General features: G+C 44.8%; 22 protein-coding genes and 1 pseudogene. 14 read left to right on the top strand and 9 right to left on the bottom strand.

From position 1 onward, the window contains the following. Positions 1 to 718 precede the first annotated feature (718 nt). From HPS53_RS11700 to HPS53_RS11670, 7 genes are all read left to right on the top strand, one after another. Positions 719 to 1954: a site-specific integrase gene (locus HPS53_RS11700; protein ID WP_172206378.1), complete on the top strand. Its 1236-nt coding sequence runs from the start codon at positions 719 to 721 to the stop codon at positions 1952 to 1954. A 22-nt stretch (positions 1955 to 1976) separates the two neighbouring features. Continuing rightward, complete coding sequence (locus tag HPS53_RS11695; RefSeq protein ID WP_172206376.1) at positions 1977 to 2372, top strand: hypothetical protein; 396 nt, start codon at positions 1977 to 1979, stop codon at positions 2370 to 2372. A gap of 731 nt (positions 2373 to 3103) precedes the next feature. Next, positions 3104 to 4159 (top strand): DNA adenine methylase, encoded by a 1056-nt coding sequence (locus HPS53_RS11690; RefSeq protein WP_172206374.1) that lies wholly within the window; start codon positions 3104 to 3106, stop codon positions 4157 to 4159. A gap of 9 nt (positions 4160 to 4168) precedes the next feature. Further along, positions 4169 to 5254, top strand: a complete 1086-nt coding sequence (locus tag HPS53_RS11685) for a hypothetical protein (RefSeq protein WP_172206372.1) — start codon at positions 4169 to 4171, stop codon at positions 5252 to 5254. A gap of 6 nt (positions 5255 to 5260) precedes the next feature. Next, the gene (locus HPS53_RS11680; protein WP_172206370.1) at positions 5261 to 5452 is read left to right on the top strand and encodes a hypothetical protein; all 192 of its coding nucleotides are present in this window, start codon (positions 5261 to 5263) and stop codon (positions 5450 to 5452) included. Then, entirely contained in the window at positions 5427 to 6515 is a 1089-nt protein-coding gene (locus HPS53_RS11675; RefSeq protein ID WP_172206368.1) for an LPO_1073/Vpar_1526 family protein, read from the top strand. The genes HPS53_RS11680 and HPS53_RS11675 overlap by 26 nt, the downstream gene beginning before the upstream one ends. Positions 6516 to 6587: 72 nt before the next feature. Next, the gene (locus HPS53_RS11670; RefSeq protein WP_172206366.1) at positions 6588 to 6833 is read left to right on the top strand and encodes a hypothetical protein; all 246 of its coding nucleotides are present in this window, start codon (positions 6588 to 6590) and stop codon (positions 6831 to 6833) included. Positions 6834 to 6856: 23 nt separating this feature from the next. On the opposite strand, the gene HPS53_RS11665 is transcribed toward HPS53_RS11670, so the two are convergent. Continuing rightward, a complete protein-coding gene (locus HPS53_RS11665; protein WP_233210232.1) occupies positions 6857 to 7264 on the bottom strand; it encodes a lytic transglycosylase domain-containing protein in 408 nt (135 codons plus the stop codon). Between HPS53_RS11665 and HPS53_RS12815 the strand changes: the two genes are divergently transcribed. After that, positions 7176 to 7355 (top strand): hypothetical protein, encoded by a 180-nt coding sequence (locus HPS53_RS12815; protein WP_233210234.1) that lies wholly within the window; start codon positions 7176 to 7178, stop codon positions 7353 to 7355. The two genes, HPS53_RS11665 and HPS53_RS12815, sit on opposite strands and share 89 nt — an antisense overlap. Before the next feature lie 310 nt (positions 7356 to 7665). Here the strand turns inward: HPS53_RS12815 and HPS53_RS11660 are convergent, their stop codons facing one another. Together HPS53_RS11660 and HPS53_RS11655 are read right to left on the bottom strand one after the other, a co-directional pair. Next, positions 7666 to 8019 carry an MmcQ/YjbR family DNA-binding protein gene (locus tag HPS53_RS11660; protein ID WP_172206364.1) on the bottom strand — a complete coding sequence of 118 codons (354 nt, stop codon included), beginning with the start codon at positions 8017 to 8019 and terminating at the stop codon, positions 7666 to 7668. A gap of 118 nt (positions 8020 to 8137) precedes the next feature. Continuing rightward, positions 8138 to 8992 carry an MATE family efflux transporter gene (locus HPS53_RS11655; protein WP_172206362.1) on the bottom strand — a complete coding sequence of 285 codons (855 nt, stop codon included), beginning with the start codon at positions 8990 to 8992 and terminating at the stop codon, positions 8138 to 8140. Between the two features lie 128 nt (positions 8993 to 9120). Here HPS53_RS11655 and HPS53_RS11650 point away from each other — a divergent pair, with 128 nt between their 5' ends. After that, positions 9121 to 9699 carry an AraC family transcriptional regulator gene (locus HPS53_RS11650; RefSeq protein WP_172206360.1) on the top strand — a complete coding sequence of 193 codons (579 nt, stop codon included), beginning with the start codon at positions 9121 to 9123 and terminating at the stop codon, positions 9697 to 9699. A gap of 103 nt (positions 9700 to 9802) precedes the next feature. On the opposite strand, the gene HPS53_RS11645 is transcribed toward HPS53_RS11650, so the two are convergent. The 4 genes from HPS53_RS11645 to rsmI all read right to left on the bottom strand — a co-directional run bounded on the left by HPS53_RS11645 (position 9803) and on the right by rsmI (position 12908). Next, a complete protein-coding gene (locus HPS53_RS11645; RefSeq protein ID WP_172206358.1) occupies positions 9803 to 10318 on the bottom strand; it encodes a hypothetical protein in 516 nt (171 codons plus the stop codon). Between the two features lie 79 nt (positions 10319 to 10397). Continuing rightward, a complete protein-coding gene (locus HPS53_RS11640) occupies positions 10398 to 11066 on the bottom strand; it encodes an SH3 domain-containing protein (protein ID WP_172206356.1) in 669 nt (222 codons plus the stop codon). A gap of 244 nt (positions 11067 to 11310) precedes the next feature. Next, positions 11311 to 12159 (bottom strand): hypothetical protein, encoded by an 849-nt coding sequence (locus tag HPS53_RS11635; RefSeq protein ID WP_104369614.1) that lies wholly within the window; start codon positions 12157 to 12159, stop codon positions 11311 to 11313. 35 nt (positions 12160 to 12194) lie between these two features. Beyond that, complete coding sequence (gene rsmI, locus HPS53_RS11630; protein ID WP_104369613.1) at positions 12195 to 12908, bottom strand: 16S rRNA (cytidine(1402)-2'-O)-methyltransferase; 714 nt, start codon at positions 12906 to 12908, stop codon at positions 12195 to 12197. A 93-nt stretch (positions 12909 to 13001) separates the two neighbouring features. On the opposite strand from rsmI, the gene HPS53_RS11625 reads away from it, so the two are divergent. From HPS53_RS11625 to HPS53_RS11610, 5 genes and pseudogenes are all read left to right on the top strand, one after another. Next, the gene (locus HPS53_RS11625) at positions 13002 to 13589 is read left to right on the top strand and encodes a thymidine kinase (RefSeq protein WP_104369612.1); all 588 of its coding nucleotides are present in this window, start codon (positions 13002 to 13004) and stop codon (positions 13587 to 13589) included. 6 nt (positions 13590 to 13595) lie between these two features. After that, entirely contained in the window at positions 13596 to 14711 is a 1116-nt protein-coding gene (locus HPS53_RS11620; protein ID WP_172206354.1) for an AI-2E family transporter, read from the top strand. A gap of 51 nt (positions 14712 to 14762) precedes the next feature. Beyond that, positions 14763 to 15029 carry a hypothetical protein gene (locus HPS53_RS11615; protein ID WP_172206352.1) on the top strand — a complete coding sequence of 89 codons (267 nt, stop codon included), beginning with the start codon at positions 14763 to 14765 and terminating at the stop codon, positions 15027 to 15029. Next, on the top strand, positions 14992 to 15276 hold the full coding sequence (locus HPS53_RS12810; protein ID WP_371741854.1) for a hypothetical protein: 285 nt from the start codon (positions 14992 to 14994) through the stop codon (positions 15274 to 15276). Before HPS53_RS11615 ends, HPS53_RS12810 begins: the two co-directional genes overlap by 38 nt. A 246-nt stretch (positions 15277 to 15522) precedes the next feature. Continuing rightward, positions 15523 to 16035 (top strand): annotated as a pseudogene (locus tag HPS53_RS11610) (efflux RND transporter permease subunit); the annotation flags it as partial. Between the two features lie 340 nt (positions 16036 to 16375). Here HPS53_RS11610 and HPS53_RS11605 read toward each other — a convergent pair. Next, on the bottom strand, positions 16376 to 16726 hold the full coding sequence (locus HPS53_RS11605) for a hypothetical protein (protein WP_172206350.1): 351 nt from the start codon (positions 16724 to 16726) through the stop codon (positions 16376 to 16378). A gap of 57 nt (positions 16727 to 16783) precedes the next feature. Continuing rightward, entirely contained in the window at positions 16784 to 17767 is a 984-nt protein-coding gene (locus HPS53_RS11600; RefSeq protein WP_172206348.1) for a FimB/Mfa2 family fimbrial subunit, read from the bottom strand. Positions 17768 to 18324 lie beyond the last annotated feature (557 nt).

Below are 18324 nucleotides of genomic sequence, written 5' to 3'. Positions count from 1 at the left end.
TCGCTCTGCATTCGGATACTGGTTGGATTGCAACGGGATACCCGTTGTCTTGCGTTTAGCGGCTAAACGCAAGACAACCGATAGCCGAATACAGGCCCAAAAGCCGTCTTGGACAAAACATAAAAGGCTTCAAGCGCAGAACGCCGGAAGCCTTTTATGCCTGCACGGAAATACGAAAATGCAGACACGGATATATAAACAAATATGTGTCAGGAGACGCAAAATCTCCTTTTATCAAAAAACAATGTCACGAAATGATGTATATTTATGCACCGGAAGCGTACTAAGGTATGGCACAATGATGTCGCTTTGTAAACTTTTATCATAAATACTAATGTTTAATCAAGGGTTATCCGGGACAAAGATACAACAAAGAAACGAAAGTGAGTGCGAAATGGGGAAAGAATGTTGTCTGTTAGCGATTTAACAGTGTTTGTCGAGATGTTGCAGTGCCATCAAAAGCCAACGAAAAGCCAAGAAATGACAGAGTTTCGTTACTATACCGTTACTTTACTTCTTGATTTCAATAGTTTTTTTGATTGCTTTAACAGATTGAAAAACAATATCTGCTGAACGATTGAGACAGCAAATATAGCGAAGTTTCTCATATCTTCGTTACGGTTTCGCTTCGGCTGATTCTTTTGCACCGATACGCTGTGTTTTGCTTACCGTCACTCAACTCTACCATAAATAATTTTGCAAACAAAAAAGTAGAGTTATGAGCAGAAGCACTTTCAGAGTATTATTCTATCTCAAACGCAATGCGCCGAAGAAGAACGGGCTTGTGCCTGTGATGTGCCGTATCACCGTGAACGGCAAGATTTCCCAATTCAGTTGCAAACTGGATGTGGATGAGAAGTTGTGGAATGTCAATCTCGGCAGAATGTCGGGAAGAAGTATTGTTGTACAAGAAGCCAATCGAATGTTGGATAAAATCCGAGTCGGCATCAACAAGGCTTATCAGGAGATTATGGACAAGGCCGGTTATGTGTCAGCCGAGAAAGTAAGAAACGCATTCTTGGGTATGGGACAGAACCATAAGACCCTGCTTGCCGTATTCCGACAGCACAATGAGGATTACGCCAAACAAGTGGGCAAGATGAAAAGCCAACGCAGTTATTGGAAGTATTGCACCGTTTACAACCACTTGGAGGAGTTTATCAAGCATCGCTACAAGGTAAGCGATATTGCCTTGCGTGAGCTGTCCCCGGCATTCATCACAGATTTCGAGTTATTCCTTCGCACCGAGAAGAATCATTGCACCAATACCGTATGGTCGTATATGATGCCTTTCCGCAGCATCATATATACCGCCATCAACAACGGTTGGTTGCAACGTGACCCGTTTTATGCCTATCGCATCACAAAGGAGGAGACCAAAAGAGGTTTTCTGACCAAAGAAGAGATAACAATGCTAATCAACGGAACATTCAAGAAGAAGAGTTACGAACTGATTAGAGACCTTTTCATCTTCTGTTGTTTCAGCGGATTGAGTTGGAGGGATATGTATAATCTCACAACCGATAATTTGCAGACATCGTTCGACGGGCATTTATGGATTAAGACCAACCGACAAAAAACAGGAACGGAAACCAATATCCGATTACTCGATACAGCCAAGCATATCATCGAGAAATATCAAGGAATGGTGGAAGGCAAAAAATTGTTGCCTGTACCTTGTTATGCAAATTGCAGACATGGAATAAAGGCCGTGGCGAAACTATGCGGAATCCAAAAGAACGTCTGCTGGCATCAAAGCAGGCATTCGTACGCCACGACCATTTGTTTATCCAATGGAGTACCCATTGAAACGCTATCCAAATTGATGGGGCACACAAGCATACGAAGCACTCAAATCTATGCGAAGATTACAGCCGAGAAGGTAAGCAATGATATTGAGAATCTATCCAAGCAAATAGAATCGATGGAGAGTTTTATTTGTCAAGCCATTTAATAACCTATTAAACAAAGAAACTATGAAACAAGAAAGAAACATGATAACAATGAACGAATACGGTAAAATCCATTTTCCTATTATCTCCAACAACGTTTGGATGACTACAAACGAATTGATAGAGTTGTTTGGTATCACATATCCGACTTTGAAAGCCAATATCAAAGCCATATACAAAAGCGGTATCTTAAACGAATATGAAACGCAAAGGTATATCAAGTTACCGAATGGTTACAATGTTGATGTTTACTCCCTGCCGTTGATTATCACATTGTCTTTTCGGTTGAATACATTGGGCGCATACAAGATGCGAGAGTATATCATAATCAAACTAACAAGCAATCCGAGAACCGACATTGTATTTATGAATGTGCGGACGCACGAATGTATGAATGAAAGTAAGTGGGAACATAATTAAATGCGTATAAATGAATGTATGGTATTACATTCAAATGTACTTATGTATGATATTCCCATCATACGCTCATTCCCCAATGGGTACAAAGGTATGTGCGGACATTTGCTGAAATCTGCAAGTTCAAGCGTCAAGCCGTTTTCGGAACAATCTTCCTCTCATACTTTGAGAGTATTGATCCGAAAAAACTTGCATCTTTCAAGTCCGCACACATAAAGTACTCATAGAGGAGATGACCGACCGATGGGAAATAGAAAATCCAGACGGATGGCAGAGCATGGATTGCTCCGCTATCCGTTTTTGCATTTGAGAGGGAGAGTCCCTCCCTCAAAGAAACAAAAAATCAGCAATATGGTATTTCTAACAGACCGACCTGCATGCCGGCTTGCAGACCTGCGGGCTTTACGGCAGGTCGGCTTGCGATCCATACAGCCTTATTGCCCACAAACTTGGCAAACTGCCATATTGCTTGCCGATGCTATGGCAATCCCGCCGTTTACAAACCACGAATTGAAACTTCAGACTTGTGTTCTTCTGAACACAGCAAGGTATGTTTTCAGCTGCTCCAAATGAATTGAGCCGCTTCAAACTTGATGTTCGTAGGAACATACCTTGCCCCATTCCGCGAACTTCTCCCTCCAAAGTCGGAACAACATGGATAAAAGTGAAATAAACGAGAGAGAATTATCTCCAATTGATAAAAAACAAGTATTTTTGCAGTAAAATAACAGGTTATGCTATTTGAAGACACAAAATATTTGGATTACAGGTTCCCAGAACCTCAATATTTGGGAGCCAAGCATATTCACAGAGGATGGATTGCACAATTCATACCAGAGGATGCTTGCACTGTTTTAGACGCATTTTCTGGTTCTCAGTCCGTTGCCTATATGTTTAAGCAATTGGGGAAGAAGGTTATAACAAATGACTTTCTTAGTTTTAACAATTCAATAGGAAAGGCTCTCATCGAGAATTCCGACAATAAACTTGATTCCTCAGATTTAGAAATTTTGTTCTCAAGCAATGATAATCCTTCAAATTTTAATCTGATAGAAGAGTTGTATTCTGAATTGTTCTTTCAAACTGAGGAGGCAGTCTTTGCTGATAGTTTTCGTAGCAATGTACATAAATTGAGTAATCAATATAAACAGGCTTTGGCTCTAGCTATAATGTGTAGAAGTATGACCAGAAAAGTGACAATGGGTCATTTTGCTCATACTCAAGCCTTGGTTTATGCTTCTGACCCAATGCGTATAAAGCGTAATCGCAGTTTGATACGTCCTTTAAAAGATATATTCTTAGATTTGTTGCCAGAATACAATGCTGCCGTTTTTGATAATTCCAAAGACAATGTTAGCTATAACAAGAATATTCTTGATTTATTACCGACATTAAAAGGAGTTGATTTGGTATACTTTGATCCTCCTTATTGTAATAGTCATGCTGATTATCAGTCTTTTTATCATTTGCTGGAAACATACGTGGAATATTGGAAAGACAAGCAGTTTGTAAATGGGACGAAACGATATGAACCCAAGCGATATAGTGGCTTTGACAAGAATAGTGAAGCTATATCAAACCTGCAATTGATGTTTGAACTAGCTACTCATATCCCTACTTGGTTGGTAAGTTATAATGACCGAAGTTTTCCAGATATTGAAACTATGGTTAATTTAATAAAGCCGTATCGTAATGTTAAAGTTGAAAGGAAGAAATATAGTTCAGGAAGAGGCGGAAAGGGTAGTGTTGCAGGAAGTAGCGAAATCCTTTTAGTATGTACAATGAAATAGTTCTGTGTTATGACAAATTTTGAAAAATGGGATAAAGAGTTTAGAAGTCAAAATCTTTTTGCGTTCAACTCTAATGAGAATGCTTTGATGTGGTTAAAAGTGAGAGCTGTTTGTAGAGGAAAACAAATTCAGCAATTCCTTGAGGCTAGTGGTATTACCTTGACTTCATCAAAAATAGCAGAGCAAAATGTAGAGCTGTTTGAAATGCTTGAAACTATGCCTAACGCAATGCAATTGCTTGATGTATTCTTGAATGAAAGGAACCATGAATGGTACAATACAATGGGCATAGATGAGGAGAAACTAAAGAATGATTTGTATAAAGTTCGCCATTATGCTTGGGGAGGAGATCAGAATAATTCTTTGGACAAACATCTTGTAAGTAGATATGTTAAAGTAATTAGCAATTACGATGAGTTACAAAGTAAGCAAAATGAAATAGCTGAAAATGCGTGGAATTATGTCCAAACAAGTTGGTATAATAATTGGACTTCTTATCTAATTGAATCACTTTTCAAACGCCATAAAAATGTCATTTCAGCCGTGGGTGAAATAAAAAGTGTTGATTTCTTTTTGAATAATAATCCAATAGATTTAAAAGTTACATTTTTCCCAAATCAATATATGGACGAAAAACTGAAAAACAAGCTTGGGAAAAGAGAACTAACATGGTTGAAGCAGAAAGCAAGAGAAGTTGGCATTATAGTGGATTGTACTCAAACCGATTCCCAACAACTTTACACATTGTCTGAAAAGCTGGCAGAAATAGGTAAGAATGATATTCTTGAAGAATTAAAAACCAAAAGAAAAGAAGTTATTGCTGAAGCACAATCCAATGTGTTAGAACTTATGACATGGCTGTATGCCAATCAGGGTGAAATGCGTTTTGGAGCAGAGAATAGATTGTTTGTAATTCTAGTTGATTCTACTGATATGAATGAGTCTTGGAAAATGAAACGAGCATTTGCATTGATAGAACCTAAAGTAAAGGACTATCTTGATAATTTTAATGAAGATTCTTTGAAAGAAATAAGTTTCATGTTTAAGGGCAATCAGTACAAAAGTCTAGCAGATGTGATTTTTGTTGTAAAATAGTATTCTATGGAATGGGTATTTGATGGAATAGGAACAGAATTAGTTTCGCTATTGATAGGAGGCATTTTAGGCGGTACTATTGGTTATAAAATAGGAATTAAGAACAAAATTTCCCAATGCCAAAAAGGAAGAGATAATGCAAATCAAGTTCAAGTAGGAAGTGTCGTAAATAATGGAAATTCAGAAAGCAGGAGATAACGCACAGCAGTACCAAATTCAACAGATTACTATCAATCAAGGTATTGATGAGAAGCGTGCAAGGGAAATATATGATGAAAAATATAGTATCGCAAAACAGGACTTTACAGAAGAAGCTTTACGTATAGCCAATGAACGAGTAAAAGAACTGGAGAACAGGCTTATACCTAAAATGGAAGCTGTAAATGATGGATTAAAGGCTTTTGCAGACCCAAGTTTCCAATTGTTATTAGTTGATGCACAAAAGGCTGCAGCCGCAACAGAGCGTTCTGTTGATTATGATTTATTGTCTGAATTGTTAGTTCACAGAATAGAAAAGGGGAATGATAGGCATATTAGAACAGGAATACATAAAGCTGTTGAAATAATCGAAGATATTTCCGATGAGGCATTGCTTGGATTAACAATTGTCCATTCTGTAAATACATTTATGCCTATTGCTTCAGATATTAAAGTTGCATTAGATATACTTGACAATTTGTTTGGAAAGATAATGTATGCAAAATTACCGCAAGATACAGATTGGATTGACCAATTAGATATTTTAGACGCAGTTCGCATAAATCAACTAGGAAAATTTAAAACAATAAAAGATTATTATTCAAACTCTTTAAAAGGGCTTCTTGAATTAGGAATACGTAAGGAATCGGAAGAATATTACAAAGTCCAAGAAATATTGGCAGAGCGGAAATTGCCATTTTCATTAATCATGAATGAAAATTCATTAAATTCAGATTATGTAAGAGTTAATGTAAATGGGATTGAGAGTGTTGAATCGCTTAGTTTCGTGCAAAACATAAATGGAACTTACCTAAATATCCCTTTTACCTTGGAGCAAAAAAATGCGGTCAAATCAGTTTTTGAATTATATTCTAATGACAGTAAAGTCAAACAAGAATTAAATAATACATTTGTAGAGGAATGGAATAAACATTCTAATCTTTTTAAATTAAGAGAATGGTGGGAAAAATTACCCTACTCTTTTAATATTACCTCAGTAGGTAAGGTACTCGCACATGCTAATGCACAGAGATGTGACAAGAGCTTACCTACTTTAAATTAATAAAGTAGCCAAACTCTTTGCTTAATCAAGGAATTTGGCTACTTTTGTATCAGAGTTGTTTGACAAAGCATAATGCAGAAGATTGGTGCAATCTCAAAGTCGCCAAATCGTTACCAACAACTTTCTATCATAGCATTCGCTATTTGTGTATCAATCATATACGGAATAATTGATTATTCGCCACAAAGATATGTCAAAAAGCGGCGCAAAGCAAATTTTACCACGATACACTTCACGATACACCACGGAATAAAACCGACTGAAAAAAAGAACGGCGTCGGACTGTCGCCCGCCGCCATGACTATCAGTTTGCATTGACTTATCGCCGTAAGATACACGGCTCAGGAGCCGCGCTTTTTCATCTTCGCCATCACCTTGTTGTAATAACGCTGTGTGCGTTTCACGCTGTAACGCATGCCGCCGTTCCACGAACGGATGGCACGCTCCACATTGTTTGCGGTGTTGTGCCGAGACTGTATCAGAAGAAACATCTCCTTAGACTTATCCACGCTGAAACGGTCTTTCAGCGTATACCTTTTCTTGCTTTTCCTGCCCTTCAAGATGTTGTTGCACTCACGCACAAGAATAGGTGTAATCTGCATCACGCCGACCGAATTGCCGCTTACCGCCCTTGGGTTTCCCTCGCTCTCGACCATTATTATGGCATCGATAACCGGATTCCAGTCAAATGAGGCTGATGATGCAGCAGAGTTATTTCCGGCAAAGACCGGAGTTGGATTCGATAAAATTGAAATTAAAACTAAACATACGATTTTATTAAAAATACTCATCATAAATGATTTTATGGAACTGGACATCATTAAAATATCCTCGGCATGACACTAATCAAACACTATCAATGCCATGCCTGGCTCCTATTTACTTACTACAAGTATAAACGTCTCACCGCGAGACAAAAACAATACTTGTTCTGTTATCGGGTGCAAAATTACGAAAAAAAATCCGAACAACCAAGAAAAATATAGAAAAAGAGTATTTATCACGCTATTACATAGTGTTGAGTATCAATTATTTAAGGGGAAAAGCGCATTCCGATTTACCCTTGCGGACAACCCGAAACGCACTGTATATGCACATTACAGACGAATGAAAACGCCCGACTTTTAGACCAATGGCAAACGGATGCCTGTCACATGGCGGCATACTCGTCTTTCATCTTTTTGGTGAACTTCCTGACCACCTCATCAAGCGAGTGGTCGATAGATTCGTATATGAGCCGGTCGCAGGCATCGGCATTGAAATATATCTGGTTCCAATACTTCTTGTTGAAGTGAAACGCCGGCTCAACGGCCGAATATCTCTCCCGCAACTCGATGGCCCGCTCCGGGTCACACTTCACTATCACGAGGTCGGGGTTATCAAAGCACAACACGGCAAACATCTTTCCCATGACCTTGAAGACAAGGGTTTTGTCGTCGAACGGAAAAGACTCCTCGCATCCTTTCTTCGTAAGACAGTAATCACGGACTGCTTCTATATTCATGTTTATATAACGGACAAACGGCGTCCATATTGCATCCGGCGGCGGAATAACGGGCGGACATGGCGAAAAAGACCGCTCGCCCCCTCCGACATCCGTCTACGCTCATGCTTGAAAAAAGTCATGCGGCTGACCTTTTGATTTGCCGCAGATAGAACAGAGACACCGAAACTAAAGTCAGGAACTCGGCGGTGGGAATGGCAAGCCACAGCCCGCTGACACCGAGTGCATGCGGCAGGAGCACAAAACTCGGCACAAGCAGAAGCATGCCCCTGAGCGACGTGAACACGGTGGATGCCATGGCACGCTCTACACTCTGGTAATATCCGATGAAAGCGATGTTGACCGAGAAAAAGACAGCGCACAAAGCGAACAACGGCAGCCCAGCCAAGGCTATCCCGTAGGCCGCCTCGGACGGGGTGAGGAACAAGGCGGTTATGGCTGGAGCGCCTATCCACAGGCACAACGACACGACCGTGCCGCAAACAGCGGCCGTGAAGAGGGATACACGGAGGGTGCGGGCCACACGGGCATCACTGCGCACTTTGTGATTAAAACTTATTATCGGCTGGGCCGACTGGGCGACAGCGTTGCTTATAGAGAATACTATTGGGAAGAGATAGCACGCCACGGCGAAAGCGGCCACGCCCTCTTCGTTGAGCATAGACATGAACATATAATTGCCTGTGAGCATCATCACGCCCATGGCAAGCTCGGTCAGGAAAGTGGCAAATCCTATCTTCATGATATAAGTGACATTGCGTATGGAGAGAAGCAAGGACGTGACGGAGAGTTTCAGTCGGTAGAACCTCAACTTATACGAGAACCGGACGAAATACGCCAGGGCCATCAATCCTCCGAAAACACACGCTGCCGACGTAGCCACGGCCGCTCCCTTGACACCCATGTCCAAAGAGAATATCATGTACCAATCGAGCGCAATGTTCACTACGGCGACCAGAACCTGTATCCACATGGCATAACGAGGAAAACACAAGACCGTTCGTCAAGGGAGAAATACTGATACTCACATCCGATATATACTTCTCGATAGAAGACGTATCGGAAGATTTCCATGCCCGATATATATCGCTGTCGAAAGGCATGCTCGACTCGGCGTATTATAAAATACCGAACTTCGGGCTGTGGGAGTTTCTTCACCGCACACCCATCCTGAGGCCGACAAAGCCGCAACAGGCCTTAATAACACAGTGGACAGACCAAAACGAGTGGATAATGAATAACGTATCGGGCGCATTGCGCACACAACTCGTGAACAACAACACTTACAACCTGTTCATCGCAATAGACACATGCCTGTCAAAATTCTATCCGAACCTGAAATACATAGACAAGAACAGGGCATGGGCCATAACGTCACGGTTTCTGCTACTGCTCTCAATACACGTACACTCAAAACGCGACGTAAAGTTCTACGCCGACAAAATGAACATCACCACGGGCTATCTTTATAAGGTATGCCGCCACATTTACGGCGTATCCCCGAAATCAATGATTAACGAACAACTTACAGTTGAGATAAAAATGTATTTGACCGACACTGACATGTCGGTCAAAGATATAGCCAATAAGCTCGGCTTCGAAGATCCTTCATATATGTGCAGGATGTTTCGCAAAGAGACGGGACTATCACCAATACAGTTCAGGAACAAGTCTACGTGAGGATACTGGATACGGATTAGCTCCATGTTACAATCCTGTTTGTGTTTATCGGCAGTGCGGCCGATAAACACAAACAGGATTTCTATCGGAACAACAGGAAAAGTCAGGGCACTATATGCTCTACGCCGTCTTTTGTACTGACGTATTTTTCACCACAAATACCGGTTCCCACTTCTTCAGCTTCCTCTTCGGTCCCGTCACTGTATCTTACTTTCCACTTGCCCTTCTTAGAACCGCCGAAGAACACTTTCACTATTACGTAAAGGAAGATACCCAGCAGAGCCACCATGACGAGCATCATCGCGAGATAGAACGAAAGGAAAGTAATCACGGCCATGTATACTACGTAACCTATCCTGCCGCCCCATCCGGGAAACTCTTTTATTGCCGGCAGGCACTTATAGCCCATATAACCGAACAGACCGGCCAGCAGTATGCCGGCTATTATCTCGACAGTGCCATTACCGATACTTGTCATTTGAAGGACAAAAACTATAAGACTTATTATCGCTCCGCCTATAAGAGCGTGAAAAACAAGTCTTCCAGAAGTCGGGACATGGCTTGGATTCGAACGTGAGAAGAGCGCATTCTCTAACTTGTTTAATACTTTTAATTCCATTATGTTTACGTGTCAATGTGTTTATTTACAGTGTAGTCAATATAATCAAGGCGGCAATGGCATGCCGGCAGACCGGCCGTCAATCCCAGTTGTCTGTGTCGGTAATGTCCATAAAATATGCTCCGTCAACAAAGGCGCCACGGTTTGATGAAAATGCCGGATAGACAACGATAGGTGTCTCGCGATTGTCCAATACCTTTCCATCCGGGTCCGTTTCTTTGGTAAGCAGCATATACCAGCCGCAAAGCTCTCCCGAGTAATAGTTTTCATATGTCATGATGCGACCGGTACTGTACACCACACGGCCTTTATGGACGGCCTTTACTTTCCTGCTCTTACCGCTCTTGTCTCCGATAAAAGCCCATGTCTCCGTCGTTTCGAAATCGGAATTACTTTTGGTGTCAACATAATGGGCATCCTGTTCGTCGCCACCTACCTCCGACGGAGATATAAGCAGGTCTGCGGCCTTATATATTTTCATCTCATCGGGACGTATCCTGTCGAGCATCGACGCACTGACATAAGCGCTCTTGCCAAGCGGATCTTTCACTAACGTCCAACCGTTCTTCGACGATTCCGTGATAAACACCATGCCTTGGGCGGCTTTTCCAACGACCTTGCCCTGAGGAGAAGGTGCGGCTCGCATGTTGACATTCTTCTTGGTAACAAAAGAAAGAGTCTGGGTTGTTTGCGCAAAAGCATTCATTGCTGCCATGAATGCCGCTAAAAAGATAATCAACTTCTTCATATATATATATATACTGTATTGGTTTTTGCAAAGATAAAGATAATTTCACAAATCACCCACGATTGTTAATAAAGATTGATATAATGGATATTGGGAATTAACAGACACCACTACAGATATGCTTACTGTCCGTCAATTTCATCATACATGGCAGCGGTGTTGGATTTACAGTATGCAAAAAACCGGCTCTTTACGGAGTCAGTGACTGCCGTAAAGAGCCGGTTAAATATTTAATAAACCCTTATTATTTTACCAATACAACCAGATATTTGCTCGTGCTCCAAAACTTCTGCGGGTCTGTTATTCTAAGAACATACTGCTTGCCGGCATCCTGCTGCAAAGAATAGCTGCCTGCCGGATGGGCTGTGAGCATCTTAGCGGAACGGGAGTAGAGTTTTATCTCCTTGTCGACACGGATATCTATCTTGGTGAAATACTCGCGGTTGAAGTTAGACTGCAACACCTTTCCGTCCACAAGGATTTTCTGCGACTTCAATTCACTCTTCGTTCCGAACACGAACCATGCGGTATTGAGCTGCTTATCCTGCGTGCTGATTGTGGTCGCTTTCTGGGTATTTTCCTCTTGCAGTGAAGAGACATCAGTATTCAGACCTGTTATTTTCTCGTCAAGTTCGGCGATGTGGATATCCTTTGCGCTCAGTTCGGCACGCAACTGAGTCAGCTGCTGGTCTTTCTCTTCAAGCTGTTTTGTAAGATTTTCTATAGTACGCTTGAACTGATCTCCCTGAAAAGCGCTCTCACGCAACTGACGCTTAAGTTTGTTTATCAGTTCTCTGTTCTGCGCCATGGCCGACTGTATGAACTGGACATTCTCCCTGATACGCTGCTCACGGCTTGCTCCCTCGCCCTGCTTGGCTATGCTCACACGTTGCTCGGCCTCGTTAATCTCCTTGAAGCCTTCTTCTATCTCATTGAAAGTAGCCATCATGTCATTGATCTCATTGTCTCGCTGAGCGATTATCTGATTCAACGAATCGCGCTGACGTTCAGCCGTAAGATCGGCGTTTGCTCTCTCCTGCTTGCATGACGCTACGGCCACCAAACACATTAATATAAATAATAACTTTCTCATAACTCATTATTTTTTATGTTTCTTAATCTATGTTTCTAATTTTCTTGCTCTCTGACTTTATGCTTTTTATTCTCTTTTTCCGACACTCCTGCCACTACGATGACAATCTCTCCCCTCGGCTCGGTGGCCTCGAAATGGGCTGTCAACTCGCCAAGCGTACCGCGCACACTCTCTTCATGCACCTTTGAGATCTCACGGCAAACACTAACCTGACGCTCCTCGCCAAACACCTCTGACAACTGGCCGAGAGTTTTCACCAGCCTGTATGGCGATTCATAGAATATCATTGTGCGACTTTCATCTCTCAACGATTCCAGTTTTGTCTGACGGCCTTTCTTCTGCGGCAGAAAACCTTCGAAGGCGAATCTGTCGCAAGGCAAACCGCTTGACACCAGAGCCGGCACAAACGCCGTGGCACCAGGCAGGCACTGCACCTCGACACCGGCACGGACTGCCTCCCGCACGAGATAGAAACCCGGATCGCTGATGCCCGGAGTACCGGCATCGCTGATAAGCGCGACAGTCTGTCCGGCCTGCAAACGGGACACAACGGATGCCGACGTGCCGTGCTCGTTAAACTTGTGATGCGACATCAGATGATTCTGTATGTCGTAATGCTTCAACAGTTTGGCCGACGTGCGGGTATCCTCTGCCAGCACGAGGTCGGCCTCTTTGAGGATTCTGACCGCTCTGAACGTCATATCCTCCATATTTCCCACCGGCGTGGGTACGATATATAGTGTTCCCATATCACTGGCAAATGTACGTAATTATTCTCTATATCCAAAAAAATGCCCTGTTTCTTTGTAATTTTTAAAACGTATTTGTATTTTTGCAACCAAATGACAGGAAACTTGACTGGGGAGACACACCGCCCCGGAAGAATAGAAGTGGTGTGCGGCTCGATGTTTTCAGGCAAAACAGAAGAACTGATACGGAGGATGAGACGTGCGATGTTTGCACGCCAAAAAGTAGAGATATTCAAACCGGCGATAGACACCAGATATTCCGATGAGCAAGTGGTCAGCCACGACAAGCATACGATAAAATCGACACCGATAGATTCTTCGGCACAAATTCTGCTTCTATCCTCGGAAATAGATGTGATAGGAATAGATGAGGCACAGTTTTTCGACAACGGACTGCCAGAAGTATGCAACGAACTGGCCAACAGGGGTGTGCGGGTCATCATCGCCGGGCTTGACATGGACTATAAGGGAATACCGTTCGGCCCAATCCCGGCACTATGCGCCATTGCCGACGAAGTGATAAAAGTGCACGCCATCTGTGTAAGATGCGGAGCGCTGGCATACGTAAGTCACCGCACGGTGGAGAACAGCAGCAGAGTATTGCTCGGCGAGACGCAAGAATACGAACCGTTATGCCGCGACTGTTATCAGAAAGCCATTGCGAATAATCACATAGAGTAACCTACAATGCTTGACAAAACCATTACTTTCGACCGCTTCGTACGGCTCATGCTTGGCATGCTTTTCGCCGCCGCCTTGCTCTATATAACCAATTATCTGGGCAACGTTCTGCTGCCTTTCTTCATCGGTTGGCTGCTCGCATACCTGCTATATCCGGCTGTAAGATTTGTACAATACCGCATGCACGTCAAAAACAGGGTACTGTCTATAATGATAACACTGATTGTGGTGCTACTGGTAATCGGAGGCATAACATATCTTATAATACCGTCGATGGTGGAACAGTTTGAGAAATTGGGCTATCTGGTAAACAAATATCTGCATGAGGTGACAAACATCCCCAACTTCCCGATAGCCGCCAGAGACTGGATATCAAACAATCATGACAATATAAACCGATTCTTCAAAGACAGCAATCTCCCCGACACAGCACGAAAAATAATGCCTCAGTTGTTTGCTGTGATAAGCCAGACGGCAAATATTATCATAAGCATCGTGGCATCATTGATAGCCCTGCTATACATGTTTTTCATATTGCTCGACTACGAGATACTGGCAGCCGGGCTGATAAAGATATTTCCCAAGAAGAGCAGACCGTTCTGGCGTGCCCTAATCGATGACGCCGAACGTGAGCTGAACAGTTATATCAGAGGCCAGGGACTTGTGGCACTATGTATCGGAGTGCTTTTCTGCATCGGATTTACAATCATAGGTTTCCCGATGGCTATAGGCATGGGAATAATGATAGGCGTGATGAGCCTTATACCATACGTACACTCTCTGGCTCTTATTCCCATCGTATTCCTCTCACTGCTCAAAGCGGCAGACACAGGAACAAACTTCTGGGTGATATTACTGTCTGCCTTGGCTGTGTTCGGAATTATTCAGCTTATAACAGACATGATATTAACTCCCAGAATAATGGGTAAGGCCATGGGGCTCAATCCGGCCATACTGCTCCTGTCTCTATCCGTATGGGGAGCGTTGCTCGGATTTATCGGATTGATAATTGCCCTTCCGCTTACCACCCTGCTCATCGCATACTACCAGCGGTACGTGACCAAGGAGGCAAACATCCCGAACGAGAAGGCAAACATTCCAAATGAGAAGTCCGGCGAATAAGCAGGTGTAAATATTATATCACGGATTTAACACTTTATTTGCAGTCGAAATATGTCTGTACATACGATACGGACGGCGATACACACCGTCATTACCGCATCGTATGACGTGACTATTCTTGCCGCTATCCGCAACGGAATACCCGTTGTAAGGTATTTCGCAAGCTATTGCGACGCACTCGGCAACCGATCGTCTCACATCGGAAAGGCTACACGGAGTTGGGATATATCTATTATTCCGGATAGGGTGTCGCATCGGATAAAAGAAAGCGGCTGCATATCTGGAAAAAGGTGTCGCGCAAGGCAATACGGATGCTAAATTCCTCCTCGGGAAACTGTATTTCTATGGTGAAGTCGTAGACCGAGACTATAAACGGTCATACGACTTGCTGAAGGGAACTGTCGATGAGAGATATTTGGCAAGTGAAGACACTATAAATATGTACACTGCAAATATCCTTGGCATATGTAACGAACATGCTTACGGTACGAGGCGCAACATATACAAAGCCTTATTATATTACAAAAAAGCACACCAGAAGGACAACAACGTGGTGCTATGCTGATGGAAAGGAGACAAATGGAGGCTACTTATGACAGCCCGGATGCTTCAGGTTCGCATGGTGACAAATCTCCCATCTCTCCCATCAATTTCCTCCTATCATCCCCAATCCCAAACAAAAAAAAAAGAGAGTTTCTCTCTCCGGATTACCGGAAAAAGAAACTCTTTGCCGTGTCTCGGGGGAACTAAAAAAGGCGGGCTTCTACTCTCCCGCATTGCATCGCAGTACCATCTGTGCAGGCGGGCTTCTGTTTTCATATGGCTGTTCGGACTGGAGAACAACTTCTACATGCAGACCGGACTGATTATGATTATCAGACTGCTTTCCAAGACCGCCATTCTGCTGACCGAATATGCAGGCAGGCGGCGGTCGGAAGGCGTGACATTGTCACAGGTGGCATGCAGCGTTGCAAAGGCTCGTCTGCACCCCATCATGATGACCGGCTTGTCTATTGTGTTCGGGCTTATTCCGCTGGTGACGGCTCATGGCGTGGGTGCCAACGGCAGCCGCTCGCTTGCAACAGGCGTAATCGGCGGCATGACAGTGGGCACATTGGCATTGCTGTTTCTCGTGCCGTCGCTGTTCACCATATTCCAATTATTGGTGTCCGGTAAACATGTCATAGCACTTATTCCTTCTGGTTTTGTTCATGGACAAGCCCTCTTTTGGGCAAGCCAAGTTGGCTATCCGGTAAAACGCACCTTACTTTTGCAACATCCACCAACATATAAGCGCATGAACTTCGTTAGAATGGCTATATAAAGGTCATATATGCCATTTTCTTGTGATTTCAGTATTCCTATACAGCGGTTACATCAGCTATCCGGCAAACAGAATGGCGAAAAATACATTGAAAAGTTTTACCGGGCACCAATATATTCAATACATTCAAGAACTGGTTAAACATAATTAACGTGAGTTCGATAAACTACAATCGGCGCCATGACCACCAAGACCATGGGATCCCTCAATATATTCCCGCCGCCCCGGCTCACAGTACCGCTCGACATAAAAAAGAGTCCCCGGCTGTCGGATGCTGTTAATCCGACAACCGGGAAATCACGCCGAGCGCATCAGGTACACATGATACGGAACGACACGCTCACTTGAAAACCAACGTCTTGAAAAGCCTCAGGACGGTATCGTCATCAAGAAGACGGGAGGCCTCGAAGCCGCCGCCGAGGTAATAGGCGCTTATCTCACCGGAGGAAGTGCGCACGAAATAACAGTCGGAGGAGGACAAGGGGGCCATGCCCTCATGGCTGCCGACGCCGGCAGACAGGGGACCGAGGTTGGAGCTTATCATGGACAGCTGCGCCACGGTGGGAAGGTCCCACCCGGAGGTATCGCCGGAGGGCAACAGGCCGGGCATGGCCGCTCTCACCGCGGAAAGGAGCGACTCCTGACCGTCGTTCTCCGACACGGAAAGGCCGGAAACCGTGGCGGCGCCCATCAGGGTGACAACGGTGGAGCCGTCGTCACCGGAGGTGGAGGACAGGACGTAGGATCCCTAAAAAAGGCTGCCTGCGGAAGGGGCGGCGGCACCGCCGGGAGTGACGGGAGGCTCCTGCCCTTCCCCATCGGATGACGACCCTCCGAAATCGAACGATATGTCACGGACGCCGGCCCAATCCTCGCCGAGAAGGGTGCCGGAGAGTTGGACGCCGGAAGATGTGTAGCGGCCGGCGATGGAGATGCGGTAGTTGGCTGAGAGGCTCTCGCCGCAGCTGTAAGAGTAGCTGCGAACGCCGTCGGGGAAAGAGAGGCGGACGGTGACCGTGGCAGGACCGGACGCACCGTAATGGTAAAAGGGGCGGTCCATGGCCCAGACACGGCTGTCACCACGGCGGGACAGGGGGATGACGCACTCGCCGGAGGAGGAGCCGAAGCTGCCGTCGAGGCGGAGGTCATCGCAAAGGGGACGGAGCAGGACGGACACGGAAGTGACTGAAACAGGTACATTGTCCATCGTTACGGAGGAAATCTCCATCACACGGCGGGAAAGACCGAGCGTGAGGGTGTTGCTCTCGCCATCGACGAGGGTGATGTCGTTATGCCCGGTCATGATGTCGCCGTGGCTCTTTCCTGAACGAAGCCGGACCACGGAACCGGACGTGGCGCCCACGGATGAGGGGAGTTCGTAGTCTGATGAGGAGGCGCCGGCAACGGCGAGGACCGTGAAAGAGCCCTCGTGAAGGGACATACGGACGGATGTCTCACCGGAGGAGAGGCTGTCACGGCCGACACATTTGCCGGAGGGGTCAAACACGTAAACGTTGACGGGATAGCTCAGGGGCACGGACGAGGACTCGGAGCGGGCCAGGACCGAAAGCGTGCCTGAGCCGGACGGGGACGGGGATGTCACGTCATCGGGAAGCACGTCCTTGGAGCAGGACGGAAAAAGAAACAGAACGAAAAGGAGGGCCGGGACCGAGCCGGCGACGCGCGATTGGAAAGCGCGGAGCAAGGAGTGGCGATTGATAATGTCTCTCATGGCATTAGTCGTTTTTTTAGTTGGAAATATTATAAGTTTATATTTGCCACGGGAGCGGACTTGACGGGGAGCCGGAACCAGCGGGACGTATCAAGGACGCACCGCGAGGATATGACGGAACCGCGACGGCAGAACACACATGGCAACGCAAAGGTAAGACTATCCGGCCGGATGTCAAAATTTAAGAACGGATATTTTCATACAAAGAGCAAAAAAAACAATCACGAACGGCGGTAATGAAAATAAATGACTCCGGGGAACGCGAAACGGCAAAGCGGGACGACGCAGGAACATTGTCGGAACACAATTGGGAAACTCTCTGTGAGAACCTCAGAAATTGTTGAAACACAGCAGGAACATTGTTGTAACACCGATAGGCGGCAGCGGTAACCGTGCAAAGATATTGTTGAAACACCTTACACCATTCAGAGCCAACACAGGAGAACTGTTATACCACCGCCGGAACAAAAAAAAGTTCCCCCGGACACCATGACGTGTCCGGGGGAACGAAAAAAAAGGCGGCCTCCTACTCTCCCGCATTGCATCGCAGTACCATC

This window comes from Prevotella sp. PTAC, assembly GCF_013166535.1.
GTDB lineage: Bacteria > Bacteroidota > Bacteroidia > Bacteroidales > Bacteroidaceae > Prevotella.
Note: the sequence above shows the minus strand (reverse complement) of the source record. Positions and strands in the feature narration are given on the sequence as shown.

Bases quoted from the DNA above. Each gene is read 5' to 3' on its own strand.
- HPS53_RS11700 (WP_172206378.1), top strand. From the start codon at position 719: ATGAGCAGAAGCACTTTCAGAGTATTATTCTATCTCAAACGCAATGCG.
- HPS53_RS11695 (WP_172206376.1), top strand. From the start codon at position 1,977: ATGAAACAAGAAAGAAACATGATAACAATGAACGAATACGGTAAAATC.
- HPS53_RS11690 (WP_172206374.1), top strand. From the start codon at position 3,104: ATGCTATTTGAAGACACAAAATATTTGGATTACAGGTTCCCAGAACCT.
- HPS53_RS11685 (WP_172206372.1), top strand. From the start codon at position 4,169: ATGACAAATTTTGAAAAATGGGATAAAGAGTTTAGAAGTCAAAATCTT.
- HPS53_RS11680 (WP_172206370.1), top strand. From the start codon at position 5,261: ATGGAATGGGTATTTGATGGAATAGGAACAGAATTAGTTTCGCTATTG.
- HPS53_RS11675 (WP_172206368.1), top strand. From the start codon at position 5,427: ATGGAAATTCAGAAAGCAGGAGATAACGCACAGCAGTACCAAATTCAA.
- HPS53_RS11670 (WP_172206366.1), top strand. From the start codon at position 6,588: ATGCAGAAGATTGGTGCAATCTCAAAGTCGCCAAATCGTTACCAACAA.
- HPS53_RS12815 (WP_233210234.1), top strand. From the start codon at position 7,176: ATGGCATCGATAACCGGATTCCAGTCAAATGAGGCTGATGATGCAGCA.
- HPS53_RS11660 (WP_172206364.1), bottom strand. From the start codon at position 8,019: ATGAATATAGAAGCAGTCCGTGATTACTGTCTTACGAAGAAAGGATGC.
- HPS53_RS11655 (WP_172206362.1), bottom strand. From the start codon at position 8,992: ATGTGGATACAGGTTCTGGTCGCCGTAGTGAACATTGCGCTCGATTGG.
- HPS53_RS11650 (WP_172206360.1), top strand. From the start codon at position 9,121: ATGCTCGACTCGGCGTATTATAAAATACCGAACTTCGGGCTGTGGGAG.
- HPS53_RS11645 (WP_172206358.1), bottom strand. From the start codon at position 10,318: ATGGAATTAAAAGTATTAAACAAGTTAGAGAATGCGCTCTTCTCACGT.
- HPS53_RS11640 (WP_172206356.1), bottom strand. From the start codon at position 11,066: ATGAAGAAGTTGATTATCTTTTTAGCGGCATTCATGGCAGCAATGAAT.
- HPS53_RS11635 (WP_104369614.1), bottom strand. From the start codon at position 12,159: ATGAGAAAGTTATTATTTATATTAATGTGTTTGGTGGCCGTAGCGTCA.
- rsmI (WP_104369613.1), bottom strand. From the start codon at position 12,908: ATGGGAACACTATATATCGTACCCACGCCGGTGGGAAATATGGAGGAT.
- HPS53_RS11625 (WP_104369612.1), top strand. From the start codon at position 13,002: ATGACAGGAAACTTGACTGGGGAGACACACCGCCCCGGAAGAATAGAA.
- HPS53_RS11620 (WP_172206354.1), top strand. From the start codon at position 13,596: ATGCTTGACAAAACCATTACTTTCGACCGCTTCGTACGGCTCATGCTT.
- HPS53_RS11615 (WP_172206352.1), top strand. From the start codon at position 14,763: ATGTCTGTACATACGATACGGACGGCGATACACACCGTCATTACCGCA.
- HPS53_RS11605 (WP_172206350.1), bottom strand. From the start codon at position 16,726: ATGGGCGCCGCCACGGTTTCCGGCCTTTCCGTGTCGGAGAACGACGGT.
- HPS53_RS11600 (WP_172206348.1), bottom strand. From the start codon at position 17,767: ATGAGAGACATTATCAATCGCCACTCCTTGCTCCGCGCTTTCCAATCG.